Source organism: Paenarthrobacter sp. NPDC089675 (genome assembly GCF_044749185.1).
Classification (GTDB): domain Bacteria; phylum Actinomycetota; class Actinomycetes; order Actinomycetales; family Micrococcaceae; genus Arthrobacter.
In genome coordinates, this window is sequence record NZ_JBIVHM010000010.1 from 118911 (window position 1) to 138587 (window position 19677).

The window sequence follows — 19677 nt, forward strand, 5'->3', positions numbered from 1 at the left end:
AGGGCCTGTTTCCTACCCAGCTACTTCCGGCGAACCGAGAGCCCGGTTCCCGCAGGGGTACCGCCGTCGGAATTTTCCAAGGCCTCAAGCCCTGCCAGGGTGAGTTCGTCCACGTCCGCAGCCGTGTCCACCAAGACGGTATCGCCGTCGCTGATTTCACCGGCCAGGATTTCCTTGGCCAGCCGGTCGCCGATTTCGCGCTGGACCAGTCGACGCAGCGGCCGGGCACCGTAGGCGGGATCGTAGCCGGACATGGCCAGCCAGGCCCGGGCACCGTCGGTGACCTCGAGCGTGAGCCGCCGGTCGCGCAGCCGCCTGCTGAGCTCGTCAACATGCAGCTCAACGATCCGGGCCAGTTCCTCCACGGACAGCGGATCGAACAGCACGATCTCATCCAGCCGGTTCAGGAACTCGGGCTTGAAGGATGCCTGGACCACAGCCATGACCGCGTCCCGCTTGGCTTTCGCGTCCAGGCTGGAGTCCACCAGGAACTGGCTTCCCGAGTTTGATGTCAGGACCAGGATGGTGTTGCGGAAGTCGACTGTGCGGCCCTGGCCGTCGGTGAGGCGACCGTCGTCGAGCACCTGCAGGAGGATGTCGAAGACCTCAGGGTGGGCCTTCTCCACTTCGTCCAGCAGAACCACGGAGTACGGCCGGCGGCGGACAGCCTCGGTGAGCTGGCCACCCTCTTCGTAGCCGACGTATCCCGGAGGGGCACCCACCAGGCGTGCCACGGCGTGCTTCTCGCTGTACTCGGACATGTCGATCCGGATCATGGCGCGCTCGTCGTCGAAGAGGAAGTCAGCCAAGGCCTTGGCCAGCTCGGTCTTGCCGACGCCGGTGGGGCCGAGGAACAGGAACGAACCCGTGGGTCGGTTGGGGTCACTGATTCCGGCGCGGGCACGGCGGACGGCGTCCGAGACTGCCTGCACTGCCTTGGTCTGGCCGATCAGGCGCTTGCCGAGCTCCTCCTCCATGTGCAGCAGCTTTTGGGATTCGCCCTGGAGCATGCGGCCGGCGGGGATACCGGTCCAGGCGGAGATGACCTCGGCGATGTCGTCAGCCGTGACTTCTTCAGCCACCATCAAGTCAGGCTTGGAGCCACGTGCCGATTCTTCCTCGGCCGCCGCGTTGAGCTCACGTTCCAAGGCCGGCAACTCGCCGTACAAAATGCGCGACGCCGATTCCAGGTCACCTTCGCGTTGGTGCTTGTCGGCAGCGGAGCGCAGCTCGTCGATTTTGGCCTTCAGGTCACCCACGCGGTTCAGCCCGGCCTTTTCCGCTTCCCACCTTGCGTTGAGGGCGTTGAGCTCTTCCTTCTTGTCCGCCATGTCAGCGCGGAGCGCGGCAAGCCGCTCAACGGAGGCGGGGTCGGTCTCGTTCTGGAGGGCAAGTTCTTCCATGGTCAAACGGTCGACGGCGCGGCGGAGCTGGTCGATCTCTTCCGGAGCGGAGTCGATCTCCATGCGGAGCCGGGACGCGGCCTCGTCCACGAGGTCGATTGCCTTGTCCGGAAGCTGGCGCCCGGAGATGTACCGGTTGGAAAGCGTCGCGGCGGCAACCAACGCCGAGTCCGCGATGGCCACCTTGTGGTGCGCTTCGTAGCGCTCCTTGAGTCCGCGGAGGATGCCGATGGTGTCCTCCACGCTCGGCTCGCCAACGTAAACCTGCTGGAACCGGCGCTCCAAGGCGGGGTCCTTCTCGATGTTCTCGCGGTACTCGTCCAGGGTGGTGGCACCGATCAGGCGGAGTTCGCCGCGGGCCAGCATGGGCTTGAGCATGTTGCCTGCGTCCATGGCGCTCTCGCCCGTGGCCCCTGCGCCAACAACGGTGTGGATCTCGTCGATGAACGTGACAATCTGGCCGTTGGAGTTCTTGATCTCCTCCAGGACAGCCTTCAGCCGTTCTTCGAATTCACCGCGGTACTTGGCGCCGGCCACCATCGAGGCAAGATCCAAGGCAATGAGGGTCTTGCCCCGCAGGCTCTCCGGAACGTCACCGGCAACCATGCGCTGGGCCAGCCCTTCGACGACGGCGGTCTTGCCGACGCCGGGCTCACCGATGAGCACCGGGTTGTTCTTGGTGCGACGGCTCAGGACCTGCACTACGCGACGGATCTCGCTGTCACGGCCGATCACGGGGTCCAGCTTGCCGGAACGGGCCACGGCTGTGAGGTCTGTGCCGAACTTCTCCAATGCCTGGAAGGTGTTCTCCGGGTCCGGTGAGTTGACGTTACGGTCACCGCGGACACCCGGCAGGGCAGCAAGCAGTGCCTCGTGGGAAGCACCGGCGTCGCGCAGCAACTTGCCCACGGCGTCACTGCCGGCCGAAAGACCCAACAGCAGATGCTCGGTGGAAACGAACGAATCGCCCAGCTTCTCGGCCTCGTTCTGGGCCGCCTGGATGGCTTGCATGGATTGGCGGGAAAGCTGTGCCTGCTGGACCGAACTTCCCGATGACGACGGCAGGGCTTTGATGGCCGCACTCGCCTGGACGCTCACAGCGTCAGGATCGGCACCGGTGGCACGGAGCAAGGCGACAGCTACGCCTTCCCGCTGGTCCATGAGCGCTTTCAGGAGATGGGCCGGTTCCAGCTGTGGATTCCCGGCGGTTGAAGCGTTCATGGCGGCCGCAGAGAGGGCCTCCTGGCTCTTGGTGGTGAATTTGACGTCCAAAGAGAGCTCCCTTTCTGGAGTAGGACCAACTGGTTTCAAAGTTGAGTCTACTACGCTCAAGTTTGGATTTGGCCCACCGTCTTCCATGTTTGCCCAAGGCGAAACCGCTGTCCAGCACTCCGCGTAGGCTGGGGCCATGAAACCCATCGACACCGCGGACGAGCTGGACCAATTGATCGGCCAACCCTTGGACAGGGTAAGGAAGAAAGTCCGCCGCGAACTCAGCGCCTTCGACCGGCAGTGGCTTGCGGCCAGCCCCTTTTGCGTTATTTCGACGGCGGATGCCCAAGGCCGCGTGGACGCTTCACCTAAGGGCGATCCCGCCGGCTTCATCGAAGTGCTGGACGACAACACCATCGCGATTCCGGAAAGGCCGGGAAACAAGCTGGCGTTCGGCTTCCGGAACATCCTCGAAAACCCGAACGTAGGAATCCTCTCGGTAGTCCCTGGCAGGACGGACACCCTGCGGATCAACGGGAAGGCGCAACTGGTCAGCGATGGCGACTTCTTCGACCGGATGGTGGTCAAGGGCCACCGACCCCGGGTTGCAGTGGTGGTTTCCGTCGAAGAGGTCTTCACGCATTGTGGCAAGGCCTTCCTGCGCAGCGGGCTCTGGGACCCGGAGAGTTGGAATCCCGAAGCCCTGCCGAGCATCGCGGTCCTCTCCAAGACCTACGTCCAGCCGGACACACCCCTTGAGGAACTCGAGTCCTACTACGGACCCTCCTACACGGAACGCATGTACCGCGAGTAGGTTTCAGGCTGGATAAATGGACACCAGGGCCGATTTCACCACGAACCGGACCTCCATCCCGGGCTCCAGCCCCAAATCTGCCGACGCCGCCGGGGTGATATCCGCAGCCAAGACGCTGCCGGCCTCCCCCGCATGGACCCGGATCTGGTCGCCATGCGGTTCCAACTCCGTCACAGTCACCGGATACGAGTTGCGAGGGCTTCCGTGAACATCACCCAGGAAGACGGAAACTGCCGACGGCGGAAACGCCGCCACCCCGGCCTGGCCGGGCACGGGTGACCACTCGGGATCGTGCTGTCCGGCGAACAGCCGCCCATCCGGCGTCGTGATTCCCTCCCGCGCAATGGTCCCGGTGACGATGTTCAGCCCCGCGAGCCCGGCAGCGAAATGGCTGCGCGGGCGCTCCAGCACTTGTCGAGTAGGGCCCTCTTCCGTGATGCGTCCGTCTTCAAGGACGATGACGCGGTCGGCGAGCATGTAGGCGTCAAGGACGTCGTGGGTGACGATGATGGCTTTGCGCCCGGCCAGGACCCTCTTCAGCACCCTTCGGAGGAGCGGTGCGGCGTGGATGTCGAGCGCTGCCATGGGCTCGTCCAGGAGCAGCAGTTCCGGCTCGGCTGCCAGGGCGCGGGCCACCGCTACCCTCTGGGCCTGGCCGCCGGACAATTCCGCGGGCCTGCGTTTCTCGAGCTGCAGCGCGTCCACTTCGGCTAGCCACCTGCGCGCCGATTCCCGCGCTTTCCCCTTGGATGAACCCGTGCTGCGGGGCCCGAACGCCACGTTCTCCAGGACGTTCATATGCGGGAAAAGCAGCGCATCCTGGGCCAGCAGGGCGGTGCCGCGGAGGTGCGGTGCGCTCCAATGGCCCCTGCCGCCGTCGAGCCTGAAGAGTTCCCTGCCCGCGATCCGGGCCACGCCCGAATCCGGCCGCAGCAGGCCGGAGATGACGCCAAGCAGGGTGGACTTGCCGGCGCCATTGGGGCCCAGGACCGCCAGGGTTTCGCCCTCCTCAAGGTGCAGGTGGAGCTCAAAGTTCCGGGAGGGGAGGCTGGCCGAAAGCTCGAATGTCATGGCTGGACCTCCGCGGGTGCCTTGCTGCCGGTCCGGCGCCGACCGTAGCTCAGGCCAACCACCGCGACAGCCACGGCCACCAAGACCAATGACAGTGCGACGGCGGCATCGGCGTCGGTCTCGCGCTGGAGGTAAATCTCAAGCGGCAGCGTGCGGGTGACACCTTGCAGGCTCCCCGCAAACGTCAACGTGGCACCGAACTCGCCCAGGCTCCGCGCAAATGACAACACTGCCCCGGATGCCAGCCCCGGCAGAACCAGCGGAACGGTCACCCTTCCAAGAACCGTTCCCGGCCTCGCGCCGAGGGTGGCTGCCACGGCCTCGTATTTGTTGCCCGCCGTGCGGAGGGCGCCTTCGAGGCTCACCACCAGGAACGGCAGGGCCACGAACGTCTGGGCAAGCACGACGGCGGTGGTGGAGAAGGCAATGTGGATCCCCGCCACTTCCAGGGACTTTCCCAGCAGGCCCTGCCGGCCAAAGGTGTAAAGCAACGCGATGCCGCCGACGACGGGTGGCAGCACCAGCGGCAAGAGGACGAACGCCCGCAGCAGTCGCTGGCCGGGAAACGGGGTCCGGGCCAGCACGAGCGCCAGTGGAACTCCCAAGCCAACGCAAAGGAGAGTGCTGACCGCTGAGGTGCGGAGGCTCAGGCCAAGTGCCGTCAGGGACGATTCCGACGTGACCAAGGGGATGAATTGCGGCCAGTTCACCTTGGCCACCATGGCAACCAGCGGCAACAGGATGAACAGGGATCCTGCCACAGCCACCGCGTACACCCAGCGGGGAACACCCGTATAGCCGATGCCGCTGCGTCGAGTCATGGGTGCCTTACTTTGCGGGGTCGATGGCCGTTCCGACGGACGGGAAGGGGGAAGTGCCTGTAGCCGTGACTACGGGGTGCCGAAACCGGCGTCGTTCAGGACTTTCCTTCCCTCGCTGCCGGTCACCAACGCAATGAACGCCTGGGCGAGTTCCTTGTTCTTGCCCGCGCCCACTGTAGCAATCGGGTAGGTATTCACCGCCTTGTCCGACTCCGGGAAAGGGATTCCCCGCACCTTGTCCCCGGCCGCTTTGACGTCGGTGACATAGACCAGCCCGGCGTCGGCCTCCTGGGAGGTGACTTTGCCGAGGACATCGGTGACCGAAGATTCCTCGCTGACCGGGTTCAGCGTTGTGCCCGTAGCCTTCTCCACCGTTTCGGTTGCTGCGCCGCAGGGGACCTGGGGAGCGCAGACCACCACTTTGGTGCCTTGTTTGGCGAGGTCCGCGAACGATCCGATGTTGGCGGGGTTGGCCGGCGGCACCGCGATCTCCAGGACATTCGTGGCGAAATTGGTGGCCCCGCCGTCCAACAGCTTGGCATCGGCAAGCTTGGTCATGTTCTTGGTGTCTGCAGATGCGAAGACGTCAGCCGGAGCACCTTGGCTGATTTGGGTGACCAGGTCCGATGAACCGGCAAAGTTCAGCGTGACCTTGGTGCCCGGGTTCTTCGCTTCAAACTCGCCGGCGAGCTTGGTGAAGGTCGATTTCAAGGAGGCCGCGGCGAAAACAGTCAGGGTTCCGGAGGGCTTGCCGGCCTCACTGGAGGTGCTGCCGCTTGGGGTTGCCGGGCTGCCGGCAGAGGCACAGCCAACCAGGCCGACGGACATGGCGGCAGCAAGGAAGAAGGCAGCGAAGGACTTCGGGGCGGATCTCATATGACGCTCTTTCCTTGGGGCGTTTCGATGATGACGGTGGTGGCTTTCACCACGGCAGTGGCTACGGACCCGAGCTCCAGGCCCAACTCCCGGACTGCTTCACTGCTCATGAGTGATACGACGCGGAACGGGCCGCACTGCAGTTCAACTTGGGCCATGACCTTGTCCGCCGTGATCCCAGTAACCAGGCCGACGAATCGATTGCGGGCCGAACTGCCTGCGCGCGAAGAGTCGTCCTGGAGGTGGGACTGGTCGCGGGCAAGCCTGGCCAGTTCCAGGCCGTCCACTGCAAGGCGGCCGGCTGAATCCTTCCGGGCAGTGAGGGTCCCGTTCTCAGTCCAGCGACGGACGGTGTCGTCGCTGACACCCAGGAAGCGGGCGGCCTCAGAGATTCGTATTTGCGGCATGGAATGAGTCTAGATCCTCAAATGCGGCAGTGTTTATTCGATTCATCCGTAAACCAATTGTGACCTTACGCCCCGCCGAACAACTGCCGTACCCTGATCTCAGGCATTGCGCTCCTTCCCAGTTGCCGTGATCGTCACGGCAGAGAAGCCTGTGGCTCCGGGGCTGTGGTTCGGCGGTAGACGCGCCCCGATGACCGGCAACTGGGAAGGATCGTTCGCGTTTGGCCACCGGAAAACTACACTTTGCCCATGGCCGTCTACATCGATCCACCGCTATGGCCCGCCCACGGAACCGTCTTTTCACACTTGGTCTCGGACAAGTCGCTGGATGAGTTGCACGCCTTCGCAACCGCTGCCGGGATACCTGAACGGGCTTTCGATGGCGACCACTACGACGTTCCGGAACGCCGGTATGACGATCTTGTTAAAGCGGGGGCCGTTCCGGTGGAAGCCCGCGTGCTGGTGCGCAAGCTCATTGCCAGCGGCTTGCGCATTCCCGCCCGGGAGCGCAGCAAAGCTCTTACGGTTCCGCTGATGGAACGATGGAACAGCACCTTTCCCGGTCACGAGGAGCTGGGCTTGGAACTCTTGGAGCGCTGGGGTGAGGAGAGCCGGAAGTATCACGGCCGCACACACCTCCTTGCAGTCCTGGAAGCCTTGGATCTCTTGACCGAGCCGGCCTTGCCCGCCCGCACAGTGGCCCTCGCCGCATGGTTCCACGATGCCGTTTATGAAGGAGTCGCCGGCCAGGACGAGGAGGAATCCGCGCGCCTTGCCGAAGACCGCCTGGCCGCCGCAGGGCTGGCCCCTTCGGACGTTGCCGAGGTGGCCCGCCTCGTCCGGCTCACCACGGACCACAGCCCTGAACCCGACGACCACGCAGGAGCACTCCTGTGCGACGCCGACCTCTCAGTGCTCGGCGGCGACGAACAGTCTTATGCGCGCTACCTCTCCGCCGTCCGGGACGACTATGCCCACGTCAGTGACGACGACTTCGCAAAGGGGCGTTCCGCCGTCGTGCGCCATCTGCTGGGGCTGGACCCGCTGTTCCACGGCGACCGGGCCAAAGCCCTCTGGCTGGACGCCGCCCGCCGCAACCTGGCCGCCGAACTGGCGTGAGCCAAGGATCATGAGCGGAGCGCTATGAGCGAGCCAGGAGCACCGGAGCGGCAGCTGCCGTATTCGGTGCGTTTTGAGTGGGGGCTCGACGGCGCCCGCGCCATAGTGCCGCACGCCGACCTTGCCGTGGTGGTCGACGTCCTCTCGTTCACCACGTGCGTGAGTGTTGCCGTGGATCGCGGGGCGAGGGTGTTTCCCTACCCGTGGAGCGATGCGGCGGCCAGTGAGTTCGCGGCCCATCATGGTGCTGTGCTGGCCGGGCCGAGGGGTTCGGCGGGCCTCAGCCTTTCGCCCGTCAGCATCCGCCGCGCTCAAGGTTTGGAACGCGTGGTGTTGCCCTCCCCCAACGGTTCCGCGCTAAGCCATGAGTTGGCATCCTCGGCGAGGCAAGTGGTGGCCGTGTGCTTGCGCAACGCTGCCGCCACCGCAGATTGGGTGCACACCTCCCTGCCTGAGGACGCCGTGATCGCCGTGATCGCTGCGGGTGAGAAGTGGACTGGGGGTTCGCTGCGACCGGCTTTGGAGGACGAGCTCGGCGCCGGGGCCTTCATCGCGGGGCTCGCGGCTGCGGGGAGGCGAAACTTCGCACCGGAAGCCCAGTCGGCGGCCGCGGCATTCGACGCCGCTGAACCTCGACTGGCGGCTGTGCTCAGAGGGTGTTCCAGTGGCCGGGAACTTGTGGACCGGGGGTTCTCGGAAGACGTTGTCATTGCGGCTGAGTTGGACGGCAGTTCAGTGGTTGCAGTGTTGCGGGATGGGGCATTCCAGGCCGGTTGACACTGCCGCCTACACTAGGAGGTGTGACCTCCTACCTCTTACCGCACGCTCTGCCGGAGACCGAGCATGTCCTCGCCGTCCGAGGCGTCGGCGGATACCGGCAGTACCGCATCCCGGCCCTCGCCGTCAGCAGACGCGGAACCCTCCTTGCGGCTTACGACGGCCGACCAAACCTGGACGACCTGCCGAACACCATCGACCTCCTCCTCCGCCGAAGCTTCGATAACGGCGTCACTTGGGGCGAGCAGCAACTGGTCCGTACAGGCAGCGGCCTGAACGGCTACGGCGACCCGAGCCTCCTCGTGGACGCCCGGACAGGCCGCATCTTCATGTTCCAGGCTGCGGGAACGCACGCCGGCTTCTTCGAAGCCATAGCAGGGCTGGCGCCCGACGACGACGTTCAACACGCTGATGTCAGTTACTCGGACGACGACGGCGAAACCTGGCAGCACCGTCGGCTCACCGCCTCGCTCAAATCGGCCGACGCCGGGATCACGGGCCTGTTCGCTGCGGCGGGTCAGGGCATCCAAGTACACACGGGCCCTTATGCGGGTCGGCTGGTCCAGCAATACGTCCTCCTGGTGGACGGAGAAATCCAGGCCGCATCCGCTTACAGCGACGACCATGGGGACAGCTGGCAGCTGGGGGAATTCATCGGGGCAGGCACATCGGGGGTTGGGCCCAACGAGAACAAGGTGGTCTGCCTGTCCGATGGCCGGCTGCTGCTTCACTCGAGGGCCACGCCATGCCGGCTGGCTTCCCTTTCCGACGACGGCGGGCAGTCCTGGAGTGCCCTGGCCCCTGTTCCCGATTTGCCGGACCCCAGCGACAACGGCTCACTGACCCGTTTTGATGGGCTGCCCACCATTGATTCCTTGGCCAAACCGGAGACCGACCACTGGCTGATCGCCAGCAACAACCAAGATCCTCATCTGCGCCGGAACACCGTGCTCAGCCTCTCCCCGGACAATGGCGCTTCGTGGCCGGCCAAGCTGGTGCTGTGCGAGGGCAGTTCCGCATATTCCACGGCAACCCGGTTGCCCGATGGGAACATCGGAGTCCTGTACGAGCGGCAGGGCTATAGGGAAATCGTTTTTGCCTCCGTTCCTGCCGAGCAGCTTTATCGGCAGCTCGCATCCGTTCCTGCCGCCGTTCCGGCTATGGAGCCTCTCTCTTTCCACATGGAACTCCGGTCCGTCACGCCCGGCCGGCCAGAGGAGTGGCAGAACGCCGGCGAATTCCATGTGATCCCCTCCAACAGCGAGGGCCAATGGGACGTCCAAACCTGGAAGGAAATCGGCCAGGGATATAACGGCTCGGACCAAGTGCTGGGCACACGCGAGGCACAGGACCTCAACTACGGGCCCATTATTCCCGGCTACAAGGCCGGGGACATCCTCGCCTTCACCGGACGCATTCGGAACCGGGGCAATCAGGCGATGACCGGCGTCGTGCTTCAGGGACCGCACCACCACCAGTTCCCCGCCGTCGACCTGGCTCCCGGCGAGCACACCCTCTACTTCACACCGAGCTACATGGTCACGGACGCCGATGTTGAAGCGGGCGCGCTGGAACTCACCTTCACGGCAGAAGCCGACGGCGGAAGGTCACGTTCAGAGCGGAGGTTCCGGTTCGATATGCGCACCGGTGACGTGGCGGCTTCTTAGCGGTAGCTCTCTTAGCGGTAGTTGCTGGCGAACGGCCTGTTGGTGGGGACGATCTGCTTGCCAAGGGGCATCAGCGAGACCGGGATCAGCTTCAGGTTTGCAATAGCCAGCGGGATTCCGATGATGGTGATGGCCATGGCAAAGGCGGTGACCACGTGGCCGATCGCAATCCAGATACCTGCGACCAACAGCCAGATCACGTTGCCAAGCAGGGCGAAGACACCGCTTCCTCCAGGTTTCTCCACCACCATCTGGCCAAAGGGCCACAGGCAGTAGAAGCCGATGCGGAACGACGCGATGCCCCAGGGAATCGTCACGATGAGCACGCAGCAGATGACTCCGGCCGCGAAATATCCCAAGGCCAACCAGAAGCCACCAAAAACCAGCCAAATGATGTTGAGCAGAGTTTTCATACTCCCCATTCTCTCGTGGCGGACCGACAAAATGGGTAGGGGTCTGCCCTGACTCGTCCCTGACTTTCGCCGCCCCGATCCTCGCTCACATAATCACCGGTTTCGGGCGTCCCTCTCTCCTTTGACGAGCAGAAGCCGACGGGACGTGAGAGAGGAACCGCCGAAAGGCGACGGGAAGTGAGAGAGGAACCGCCGAAAGGCGACGGGACGTGAGAGAGGAAGCTAGGCCTTGGCGGCTTCGACGAACGCGCGGATCTTGGCCAAATCCTTCACTCCACGGGAGGACTCGACTCCGGAGGACACATCCACGCCCCAAGCGCTGGCCGAAGCCGCAGCCGAGGCAACGTTGCCGGGTTCCAGTCCACCTGCGAGCAGCCAGGAACGGCCGTCGAGCCCCTTTTCGCGAACGGACGCGTAATCCCAGGATTCGCCCGAGCCCGGCACAGCGGCGTCGATCAGGAACAGGTCCTCGCCCAGGTCACCGAACTCCTCCGGGGAGGCACCCATGGTGACAGCCCTGATGAGCCGCATGCCGGCGTCGTGCACCGCCTGAACGTCGGCCGCAGTGCGGTGACCATGCAGCTGAACCCAGGACAGGCCGGCGGTGCGCGCGATCGCGATGGCGTCGGCGGCGGTTTCGTGGCGGAAGACGGCGACTGCCCGGACCCCAGCAGGCACCAACGGCAGCAACTCACGGACAGTTTCCGGGCTCACTTCCCGCGGGCTTGAGGTGAGGACGAAACCGACCGCGTCCGCACCGGCGTCGACGGCTTCACGCACGGATTCGGGCGTGCTCAAACCACACACTTTGACGAACATTCCGCGCCTCCAGCCTTCCCGCCCTATTCGGCCCCTATATGACGTTAGCAAGCGTTGCCTGCCAACGCAGAACCGGGGGCCGGCACTAGGCTGGCAGGATGGAAATCATCCGCTTTGCCGATATCCGTCCCCAGCCCTGGCGCAATGGCGGCGGAGTCACGCGTGAACTGGCCAGCCACCCGAAAGTCGCATCGGAACAGGACGGAGCGTGGGACTGGCGGGTCAGCATCGCGGACGTCTCCAAGGCAGGTGACTTCTCGGAGTTCCCCGGCATGGAACGCGTCATCACCATCATCGACGGCGAGTTGATGCTGCTGACGGTGGATGGCTCCGAGCACCCCCTGGAAAAGTACCGCCCCTTCCGCTTCTCCGGCGAGGCAGCATCCTCGGCGACGCTTCCCACGGGCGATGTCCGGGACCTGAACGTCATTGCCCGTGAAGGGGCGTTCAAGGGCTACACGTCCATCGTGGAGATTTCCAAGAAGCGCCCCCACCCCGTCTTTGAGGGCCAACTGGCGGTGCTCTTGGAGGGCAAGGCTTCCGTGCTTCCGGGCGCGGCTGAAGGTGAAGATCCAGCTACAGGTGAAGCGGAGGAACTGTCCCGCTACGACGCCGTGGTGGGCTCGGACGTCCGCAGCCCGGAGATCTCCGGCCGCGGCTTCGTTGCCGTCATCTCCATCGACGCGGTGTAACCGTGCACGTGGTGACGTTAACCACCGGAGGTGGCCACCGCGCACGGGAGTTGCTAGCCTGAAATCAAGGTTCCGCTCTGGAACCTCCGGACGACGGTTCAGTACCCGGCACGCGACAAGACTGGCCAAAGGAAAAAGTCATGTCGTGGTTAATCCTCATTCTTTCCGGAGCCCTCGAGGCCGTCTGGGCAGCAGCGCTCCACCGCTCCAAGGGCTTCCGCAAGCCGGTCCCCACCATCGTGTTCCTGGTTTCGGTCATCGCCAGCACAGGCGGACTCGCGATCGCCATGCAATCCATTCCCACCGGCACGGCATACGCGGTGTGGGTTGGGGTTGGCGTCGTGCTGACCTCGGCTTACGCCATGGTCACCAAAGTTGAACGCCCGACGGCGGCACGCCTCCTGCTGCTGGCCGGAATCGGCGCCTGTGTTGTTGGCCTGAAGGTGGTGGCATAGCCATGAGTACGCACATCATTGCCGAGAGCCGCACGACCAAGACCGGCCTGTTCTGGTTGGTCCTCCTTGCGTCCGCCGTCCTCGAGGCTGTCTGGGCTACGGCCCTGGGACTGTCCAACGGTTTCTCCGAGTTGCTGCCCACAGTGGTTTTCGCGGTCACCGCAGCACTCAGCATGTTGGGCCTCGGCATTGCCGTGAAACGCATCCCCCTTGGCACCGCCTACGCGGTGTGGGTGGGCATCGGTGCAGCACTGACTGTTGGCTGGGCCATGATCAGTGGTGTTGAGCCGGCGAGTCCGTTGAAGCTGCTGTTCATTGCCGGGATCGTGGGCTGTGCTGCGGGTTTGAAGGCCCTGCCGGCTGACAAGGGCACCAACGCCGAGTAGCCTCGCGCACGCCCCGGGATCTCCGCCCCTTTAGATGACTCGCTGCGCATTAGACGTGTCCTGCCGTCGAATGCGCAGTGAGTCATCGAATCGGCTCAGCGCAACCAAGGAATACCTGCCGCGCACACGGAGTTCACGCCAGCAAAGGGCATTTTGGATACCTATGCGCATTGGAGATTCTCATGGCTGCAGTTCACCTTGGCAATGACCTGACCGTCAGCCCGCTCGGATTTGGCGGGATGGCCCTCACCCCGGTGTACGGGGGGATCGATCCGGAAGAGGGTCTCCAAACCTTGAGGCATGCCGTGGATGCAGGGATCACTTTCATTGACACCGCGGATATCTATGGCGCAGGCAGCAACGAAGAACTCGTGGGCAGGCTCCTCAAGGACCGCCGCGACGAGGTCCAAGTGGCCACCAAGTTCGGGATCGAGGGCAACCCCGCGGACGGGTACACGGGCGTCCGCGGGGATGCTCCCTACATCAGGCAGGCGGCCGAGGCGAGCCTTCGCCGCCTTGGCACTGACGTCATTGACCTCTACTACATGCACCGCCGCGACCTCCGCGTTCCGATTGTGGAAACCGTGGAGGCCATGGCGGAGCTGGTCCGTGAGGGCAAGGTCCGGCACCTCGGGCTGTCCGAAGTAACAGCCGAGGAGCTCCGGCAAGCCAACGCCGTACATCCCATTGCCGCGGTCCAGAGCGAATGGTCGATCTGGAGCAGGGATGTTGAGCAACATGTTGTTCCTGCAGCCAAGGAACTCGGTGTTGGCTTTGTGCCGTATTCGCCGCTGGGCCGCGGATTCCTCACAGGAACCGTCAGTGCAAGCGACCTCGGCGAAAACGACTTCCGCCACAGGATCCCCCGCTTCGGCGAAGGAGCCCTGGACGCAAACCAGGCCGTGGTTGCCGCGGTCCGGGAAGTAGCCGCGCAACTCGAAGCTACCCCGGCGCAGGTGGCCCTGGCGTGGCTCCTTGAACAGGGCCGACGCATCGGCATCCCGGTGGTTCCTATCCCCGGCACGCGTAAAACGCAGCGCATCGACGAGAACCTCGGCGCACTGTCCCTCAACCTGGGCGAAACGCATCTTGAGGTACTCAACCAAGCCGCTGACGCCGTCGTGGGTTCACGCTCCGCCGATCCCAACTGGGTGTCGCAGGGCCGCGAAGCGAACAACGTAGGCTGAGCAGATGGATTCGCTTATTCATTCACTGCGCGACGTCACCATCCGCAGCATTTCCGTCAGCGAAATGAACAATAACGTGTACCTGCTGACCTCCAAGGCAACAGGTGCACAGGTGTTGATCGATGCAGCAGACGATCTACCCGCCATCAAGCAGCTGTTGGAGGATTCCGCGGCGGACACACCCGAACCCACCAAGCTGCTCCGGATCGCCACGACGCATCAGCACTGGGACCACGTGCGTGCGCTTCCCGAATTGGTGAAGGTCGCCGGGGCCACCACCTCTGCAGGAGCGGACGACGCCGATGCGCTGCCCGTTCCGGTGGACGTTCGGCTCAGTCACGGCGACGTTGAGCGGTTCGACGACTTCGAGGTCCGGGCGATCCACCTTCGCGGACACACCCCTGGCTCGATCGCTTTCGTGTACCAGGATCCGGACGGGCCCGCCCACATTTTTAGTGGCGACTCGTTGTTTCCGGGCGGCGTCGGCAACACACAGAACGACCCCGCACGCTTCACGTCACTGTTGAACGACGTCACGGAACGGCTGTTCGACGCCTACCCGGATGACACGATCGTGCATCCCGGACATGGACTGCCCACGACCCTCGGTGCCGAGCGGCCCCACTTGGAAGAGTGGCGCGCCCGGGGCTGGTAGAGGCCTGCGTTGCGGGGCCTGCTCTGCGCGGTATTCCCGTAGCAGGGCCCACGCCGCCCGGGTTCCCTGACTGAGCTTGCGAAGTTAGGGGGGCGGTGGGGATGCAGAGTGGGCCTCACAACGCTGGCTCAGCGGCCGCGGCGCTCGTTCGAGGCCGGAGCCGACGCGCGACGGGGGCCGCTGCGGGCCGGACGACCCGAGCCGGAGCCACCGCGGCCGGAGTTGCCCGAACCGAAGGAGCCACCCGAAGTACCACCGGTGTTGGAGGACCACACGGCCTTGTTTCCGCTGGTGCGGGTGGTAGTGGTGGACGCCGAACGCGGAGCCGACGCCGAACGCTGGCCCGTGGCCGGACGACCGCTGCGGGCACCCTGCCCCTGCGAGCCCGGAACGTCGTTACGGTGAGTCGCACCCGACTTGCCGCGGCCGCGGGAGTTGCGCGCGACGTCGTCGTTCATTGCTGCGCGGCGCTCGGCGCGGCTCAAGTCCGTGCGAACCGGCTCGGCCGAAACCTTGCCACGTCCGCCGCGTCCACCGCGGCCGCCAGCCGTAGGAGCAGCCTGGCCGGAGCGGCGTGCACGCTTGCGCTGGGCATTGGCGCCGGTGGACGAGCCACCGCCCTGCTGCGGGAGCTTGGCGGCCAGGAGGGCAGCACGGGTACGGGGATCAACCTTGTCCGCGACGTCCCCCACTAGCTCGGCAACCAATGGGGAGTTGGCCGTGACGCGCTCGAACGAAACGTCGACGCCGGCTGCCCGCATGAGCTTCTTGACGTCCTGCTGCTGCTCGGGGAGCGTCAGCGTCACAACGGTTCCGTCCGAACCTGCACGTGCCGTACGGCCCGAACGGTGCAGGTATGCCTTGTGCTCTGTGGGCGGGTCCACGTGGATGACCAGTTCGACGTCGTCAACGTGGACGCCGCGGGCGGCGACGTCGGTAGCCACGAGGACGCGCACTTCACCGCTGGAGAACTCGGCGAGGTTGCGGTCACGGGCGTTCTGCGACAGGTTGCCGTGCAGGTCCACCGCGGGAATGCCGGCGTCCGTGAGGGTCTTGGCGAGCTTGCGGGCGTGGTGCTTGGTCCGCATGAAGAGGACGCGACGGCCTGCGCCGGACGCCAGTTCCACAATGAGCTGCTTCTTGACTGTCTGGTCGTTGACCACCAGGACGTGGTGTTCCATGGTGGTGACCGCGGCCTGGGGATCGTCCACGGAGTGCGTCAGCGGGTTGGACAGATAACGGCTGACGAGCTTGTCAACACCGTTGTCCAACGTCGCGGAGAAGAGCAGGCGCTGACCCTGCTTGGGAGTCATATCCATGAGCTTCTTGACCACGGGGAGGAAGCCGAGATCGGCCATGTGGTCGGCCTCGTCCAGGACGGTGACCTCAACAGCTTCGAGGGTCAGGATGCGCTGGCGGATCAGGTCTTCGAGGCGCCCCGGGCAAGCGATGACAATATCGACGCCGGCGCGCAGCGCCTTCTCCTGGCGTGCCTGGGAGATGCCGCCGAAGATCACGGTGGTGTTCAGGCCCATGGCTTTGGCCAGCGGCTCGATGGTGGCGTTGATCTGGGTTGCGAGCTCACGGGTCGGTGCGAGGACCAAGCCCAGGGGACGGCCCGGCTTGCGGAAGTACCCTGCCTCGCGCTCTGCCAAGCGGGCAACGAGCGGGATGGCGAAGGCGATGGTCTTGCCGGAGCCGGTGCGGCCACGGCCCAGGACATCGCGGCCTGCGAGGGTGTCCGGCAGGGTCTTGACCTGGATGGGGAATGCTTCTTCGATGCCGTCTGCGGCGAGGGATTCAGCAATTGCCTTGGGCGTGCCAAGGGCAGCAAAAGTAGTCATTACTTCATGTCTTTCGGGCGGTGTCCAGTAGCGGACATCGGCCCCCGACGCCGGTTGGGCCAGGGGTTCGCCGAGGAAAAGTCAGGTGGTCTACCGGTTCGCTGCAACAGCGGTGGCCGGGACCAAATGGAACGCGTTCATCGACGCAGGATGTGCCTCTCACATGAAAAATGCCCTGTTGCCCGCTCTTCCAAGCCAGCCTTCAGGGCGTCACCGCACATCAAGTGATCCCATTCTAGCAGTGTTGGAGCCATCACCGCGCATCCGCCAGCGTTGTGGGGCCTGCTCTGCGTGCTTTCGGGCGTTCAAAGGGCGCAAAGCGGGCCTCACAACGGGGGAGGTGTTATGGCTGGTTGGCGAGCTCGGCTTCGGCGTCCGGGGCTTGGGACAGCGCCGAACGGGCGGCGACCCGCGGCGCCACCAGAACCCCGACGACGGCGATCAACGCCGTCAGTGTGAAAACCGCCGCGAACGGGTTCGTCGTCGTAAATGTGGCGAAGACGAGCCCCGTGGTGGCCAGTGCCAAGGCCCCGCCCAGGGAATCCGAAATGGACATGGCAGCGCTGTTGAACCCCTGGTTCCCGGGCGTGGACAGCGCCAGGGTCATGACGCTGAGCCGCGGGTAGATGAGGCCCATGCCGAACCCCGCGAACAACCAGCCGCCAATCGCAATGGCCGGAACCAGCCCAAGCGCAGCCGTAACGAACGCGAGGGCAATGGCTGCCAACACCAGGGCGGCTCCTATCTTCACTGCCAACGCATCGGCAAGCCGGGAACCGAGCCGGCCTTGCAGTGCCGAGGCGCCGGCCCAGGCAAGCGCCGAGCCCGTCAAGGTGAGGCCCGCGAAAGTGGGCGTGAAGGCGTAGCGTTCAGTCAGCAGATACGGCAGGTAAACCTCGGCGCCGAAGAACGCGGCTGCAGCGAGGCCGCGGGAAAGTATGACGCTGGGCAGCCCGCGTCGTGCCGTCAACGTTCCGCGAGGCACCAGCGGCCGCACGGCAAGCATCGCCACGAGAAGCGCGACGGCGGCAATCACCCAACCGGCTCCCGGCACCTCAGCCGAGAGGTTCAGCGCGAGGACGGTCAGGGCAGCCAAGGCCGCCCAGCCCATCCGGCCGAATGCCCACGGGACCGGTTCGGTTGGAGCTGCAGCGGCCATGCCACGCATTGCCGGAACCACCATTGCCAACGCCGGAATGACCAGGCCCACGACGCCCAGGAACACCCAATGCCAACTGCTCAACTGGGCCACTACGCCCGCGGCAAACGGACCTATCAGGGAGGGAACCACCCAGGACGCGGCGAAGGCGGCGAAGATCTTGGCGTGCAGGGCAGGCGGGTAGACCCGGGCCACCAGGACGTAGAGGGCTACCGTCATGGCACCGCCCCCAAGCCCTTGGACCAGCCTGCCGAGGAGCAGCAGTTCCATGGTCCCGGCAGTTCCCGCGATCAACAGGCCCGCCACGAACAACGCCACGGACGCGTACAGCGGCGCCCGCGGCCCCCGGCGGTCGGACCAGTTCCCCGCACACACCATGCCCAGCACACCCGTTGCCAGCGGCCCGGCGAAGGCCAACGCATACAGGCGGGCTCCGTCCAGGTCCCGGCTGACCACCGGCATCACCGTGGTCACCGCGAGGGATTCGAACGCGCTCAAGAAGACCAGCGCACACGTTCCCACTGTGGCCAAGAGGTACGGACGGCGCAGGATACCGGCCGATGGGTTGTCAGGGGTCATGCACGCTACCCTAGAACCTCAACTATTGTTGAGGTCAATTCACACGCCGCTGGAGGTTGGATCATGCCGCAGGTATCCGGCGACGCCCACCGGGCCCTGACCGTTGGTGAGCTTTCTGAACGAAGCGGAGTTTCGCCGTCGGCCCTTCACTTCTACGAGCGCAACGGTCTCATCAGCGCATACCGCACCCCCGGCAACCAGCGCCGCTATGCGCGTGAAACGCTGCGGCGGGTGGCGTTTATCAAGACGTCGCAACGCGTGGGCCTGCCGCTCAAGGACATCCGCGAGGCCCTGGAATCGCTGCCCAACGGACGAACGCCCACCAAGCGTGATTGGACACGGTTATCCCTGCGCTGGCGGAAGGAACTCGACGAACGAATCGCTGCCCTGGAGCACCTTCGGAACGACCTGGACGGCTGCATCGGCTGCGGATGCCTGAGCCTGAAGTCGTGCACGCTGCAGAACCCGTCGGACGAATTAGGGGCGACCGGCGCCGGTGCTCAGCGGTGGACCACGCCGGCTTGACCCCTGCCGAAACGGCAACGGGGCTTGCTTGGGGTTGACGGCACCCGGCACGCTTGGGTCATGACTCAACACACCCACGACGGCGGCACCCACCAGCACGGCGACCAGCAAGGCCGCTTGAACCTCCACGAAGACGCAGGCAACGCCGTGGACATGTGGGACGGTATGTACCGTGAGCGCTCCAAGATCTGGAGCGGCAACCCGAATCCCCAACTGGTAGCGGAGGCCGGCAACCTCCCCCTGGGTACTGCCTTGGATCTGGGCTGCGGCGAGGGCGGGGATGCCATCTGGCTGGCCAGGAAGGGCTGGCGCGTGACCGCCGTGGATGTCTCTTCCGTGGCCTTGGAACGTGGCGCCGCGCACGCAGCCGAAAATGGCCAGGAAGAACGAATCACGTGGCAGCAGCAGGACCTGGCCGAATGGACTCCGGAGCCCGTCTTCGACCTCGTCTCGGCGCAGTTCCTCCACTCCCCCTTGCTGCCTTGGCAGGACTCCACGGCGAAGGCGGCAGCTGCGGTTGCACCGGGCGGCACGCTCCTGATCGTGGGGCACCACCCGCACGGCCTGGCTCCCTGGAGCCACCACCACGAGTCGGACATGTTCTACACGCCGGAGGAACTCGCGGAAGCCCTTGACCTGAAGACAGGGCCATGGACCGTTGAGGTACTGGAAGCCCGCGAACGCACTATCGAAAGTCCCGAAGGCACTCCCGCGACCATCCTGGACACCGTTCTGCGGGCCACGAAGAACGCTTAGCCCGAGGCTGCCACACCGAAACCCGGCCTCGGCACCTAAG

20 protein-coding genes and 1 riboswitch are annotated in these 19677 nt (G+C 65.0%); of the genes, 11 read left to right on the top strand and 9 right to left on the bottom strand.

Annotated features, from left to right (window positions below; translation table 11 throughout):
* Positions 1-20: 20 nt before the first annotated feature.
* A complete protein-coding gene (clpB, locus tag ACIPY2_RS18890) occupies positions 21-2675 on the bottom strand; it encodes an ATP-dependent chaperone ClpB (RefSeq protein ID WP_400267928.1) in 2655 nt (884 codons plus the stop codon).
* A gap of 136 nt (positions 2676-2811) precedes the next feature.
* Here clpB and ACIPY2_RS18895 point away from each other — a divergent pair, with 136 nt between their 5' ends.
* The gene (locus ACIPY2_RS18895) at positions 2812-3429 is read left to right on the top strand and encodes an MSMEG_1061 family FMN-dependent PPOX-type flavoprotein (protein WP_400267929.1); all 618 of its coding nucleotides are present in this window, start codon (positions 2812-2814) and stop codon (positions 3427-3429) included.
* 3 nt (positions 3430-3432) lie between these two features.
* Here ACIPY2_RS18895 and ACIPY2_RS18900 read toward each other — a convergent pair whose 3' ends face one another.
* The 4 genes from ACIPY2_RS18900 to ACIPY2_RS18915 all read right to left on the bottom strand — a co-directional run bounded on the left by ACIPY2_RS18900 (position 3433) and on the right by ACIPY2_RS18915 (position 6604).
* Positions 3433-4500: a sulfate/molybdate ABC transporter ATP-binding protein gene (locus ACIPY2_RS18900; protein WP_400267930.1), complete on the bottom strand. Its 1068-nt coding sequence runs from the start codon at positions 4498-4500 to the stop codon at positions 3433-3435.
* A complete protein-coding gene (locus ACIPY2_RS18905; RefSeq protein ID WP_400267931.1) occupies positions 4497-5321 on the bottom strand; it encodes an ABC transporter permease in 825 nt (274 codons plus the stop codon). Before ACIPY2_RS18905 ends, ACIPY2_RS18900 begins: the two co-directional genes overlap by 4 nt.
* 69 nt (positions 5322-5390) lie before the next feature.
* Positions 5391-6197, bottom strand: a complete 807-nt coding sequence (modA, locus tag ACIPY2_RS18910) for a molybdate ABC transporter substrate-binding protein (RefSeq protein ID WP_400267932.1) — start codon at positions 6195-6197, stop codon at positions 5391-5393.
* Positions 6194-6604, bottom strand: a complete 411-nt coding sequence (locus ACIPY2_RS18915; RefSeq protein ID WP_400267933.1) for a molybdopterin-binding protein — start codon at positions 6602-6604, stop codon at positions 6194-6196. The genes modA and ACIPY2_RS18915 overlap by 4 nt, the downstream gene beginning before the upstream one ends.
* Positions 6605-6853: 249 nt before the next feature.
* Here ACIPY2_RS18915 and ACIPY2_RS18920 point away from each other — a divergent pair, with 249 nt between their 5' ends.
* From ACIPY2_RS18920 to ACIPY2_RS18930, 3 genes are read left to right on the top strand one after another with little or no spacing between them, the layout of a single operon-like run.
* Entirely contained in the window at positions 6854-7723 is an 870-nt protein-coding gene (locus ACIPY2_RS18920; protein ID WP_400267934.1) for a DUF4031 domain-containing protein, read from the top strand.
* A 24-nt stretch (positions 7724-7747) separates the two neighbouring features.
* Positions 7748-8500 (top strand): 2-phosphosulfolactate phosphatase, encoded by a 753-nt coding sequence (locus ACIPY2_RS18925; RefSeq protein WP_400267935.1) that lies wholly within the window; start codon positions 7748-7750, stop codon positions 8498-8500.
* Between the two features lie 23 nt (positions 8501-8523).
* The gene (locus ACIPY2_RS18930) at positions 8524-10167 is read left to right on the top strand and encodes an exo-alpha-sialidase (RefSeq protein ID WP_400267936.1); all 1644 of its coding nucleotides are present in this window, start codon (positions 8524-8526) and stop codon (positions 10165-10167) included.
* Positions 10168-10178: 11 nt separating this feature from the next.
* Here ACIPY2_RS18930 and ACIPY2_RS18935 read toward each other — a convergent pair whose 3' ends face one another.
* A complete protein-coding gene (locus ACIPY2_RS18935; protein ID WP_400267937.1) occupies positions 10179-10580 on the bottom strand; it encodes a YccF domain-containing protein in 402 nt (133 codons plus the stop codon).
* Between the two features lie 222 nt (positions 10581-10802).
* Positions 10803-11399 (bottom strand): phosphoribosylanthranilate isomerase, encoded by a 597-nt coding sequence (locus tag ACIPY2_RS18940; protein WP_400267938.1) that lies wholly within the window; start codon positions 11397-11399, stop codon positions 10803-10805.
* Between the two features lie 98 nt (positions 11400-11497).
* On the opposite strand from ACIPY2_RS18940, the gene ACIPY2_RS18945 reads away from it, so the two are divergent.
* The 5 genes from ACIPY2_RS18945 to ACIPY2_RS18965 all read left to right on the top strand — a co-directional run bounded on the left by ACIPY2_RS18945 (position 11498) and on the right by ACIPY2_RS18965 (position 14774).
* Positions 11498-12091, top strand: a complete 594-nt coding sequence (locus ACIPY2_RS18945) for a HutD family protein (protein ID WP_400267939.1) — start codon at positions 11498-11500, stop codon at positions 12089-12091.
* A 64-nt stretch (positions 12092-12155) separates the two neighbouring features.
* Positions 12156-12221, top strand: a riboswitch (guanidine-III (ykkC-III) riboswitch).
* A gap of 10 nt (positions 12222-12231) precedes the next feature.
* Entirely contained in the window at positions 12232-12546 is a 315-nt protein-coding gene (locus ACIPY2_RS18950) for a DMT family transporter (protein WP_387439598.1), read from the top strand.
* A 2-nt stretch (positions 12547-12548) separates the two neighbouring features.
* Entirely contained in the window at positions 12549-12932 is a 384-nt protein-coding gene (locus tag ACIPY2_RS18955; RefSeq protein WP_400267940.1) for a DMT family transporter, read from the top strand.
* A 182-nt stretch (positions 12933-13114) separates the two neighbouring features.
* Positions 13115-14119 carry an aldo/keto reductase gene (locus ACIPY2_RS18960; protein WP_400267941.1) on the top strand — a complete coding sequence of 335 codons (1005 nt, stop codon included), beginning with the start codon at positions 13115-13117 and terminating at the stop codon, positions 14117-14119.
* A 4-nt stretch (positions 14120-14123) separates the two neighbouring features.
* Entirely contained in the window at positions 14124-14774 is a 651-nt protein-coding gene (locus ACIPY2_RS18965) for an MBL fold metallo-hydrolase (RefSeq protein ID WP_400267942.1), read from the top strand.
* 128 nt (positions 14775-14902) lie between these two features.
* Here ACIPY2_RS18965 and ACIPY2_RS18970 read toward each other — a convergent pair whose 3' ends face one another.
* Positions 14903-16618 (bottom strand): DEAD/DEAH box helicase, encoded by a 1716-nt coding sequence (locus ACIPY2_RS18970; protein WP_400267943.1) that lies wholly within the window; start codon positions 16616-16618, stop codon positions 14903-14905.
* Between the two features lie 343 nt (positions 16619-16961).
* Positions 16962-18356, bottom strand: a complete 1395-nt coding sequence (locus tag ACIPY2_RS18975) for an MFS transporter (protein ID WP_400267944.1) — start codon at positions 18354-18356, stop codon at positions 16962-16964.
* Positions 18357-18419: 63 nt separating this feature from the next.
* Between ACIPY2_RS18975 and soxR the strand changes: the two genes are divergently transcribed.
* Entirely contained in the window at positions 18420-18881 is a 462-nt protein-coding gene (soxR, locus tag ACIPY2_RS18980) for a redox-sensitive transcriptional activator SoxR (RefSeq protein WP_400267945.1), read from the top strand.
* A gap of 60 nt (positions 18882-18941) precedes the next feature.
* A complete protein-coding gene (locus tag ACIPY2_RS18985; protein ID WP_400267946.1) occupies positions 18942-19637 on the top strand; it encodes an SAM-dependent methyltransferase in 696 nt (231 codons plus the stop codon).
* Positions 19638-19677 lie beyond the last annotated feature (40 nt).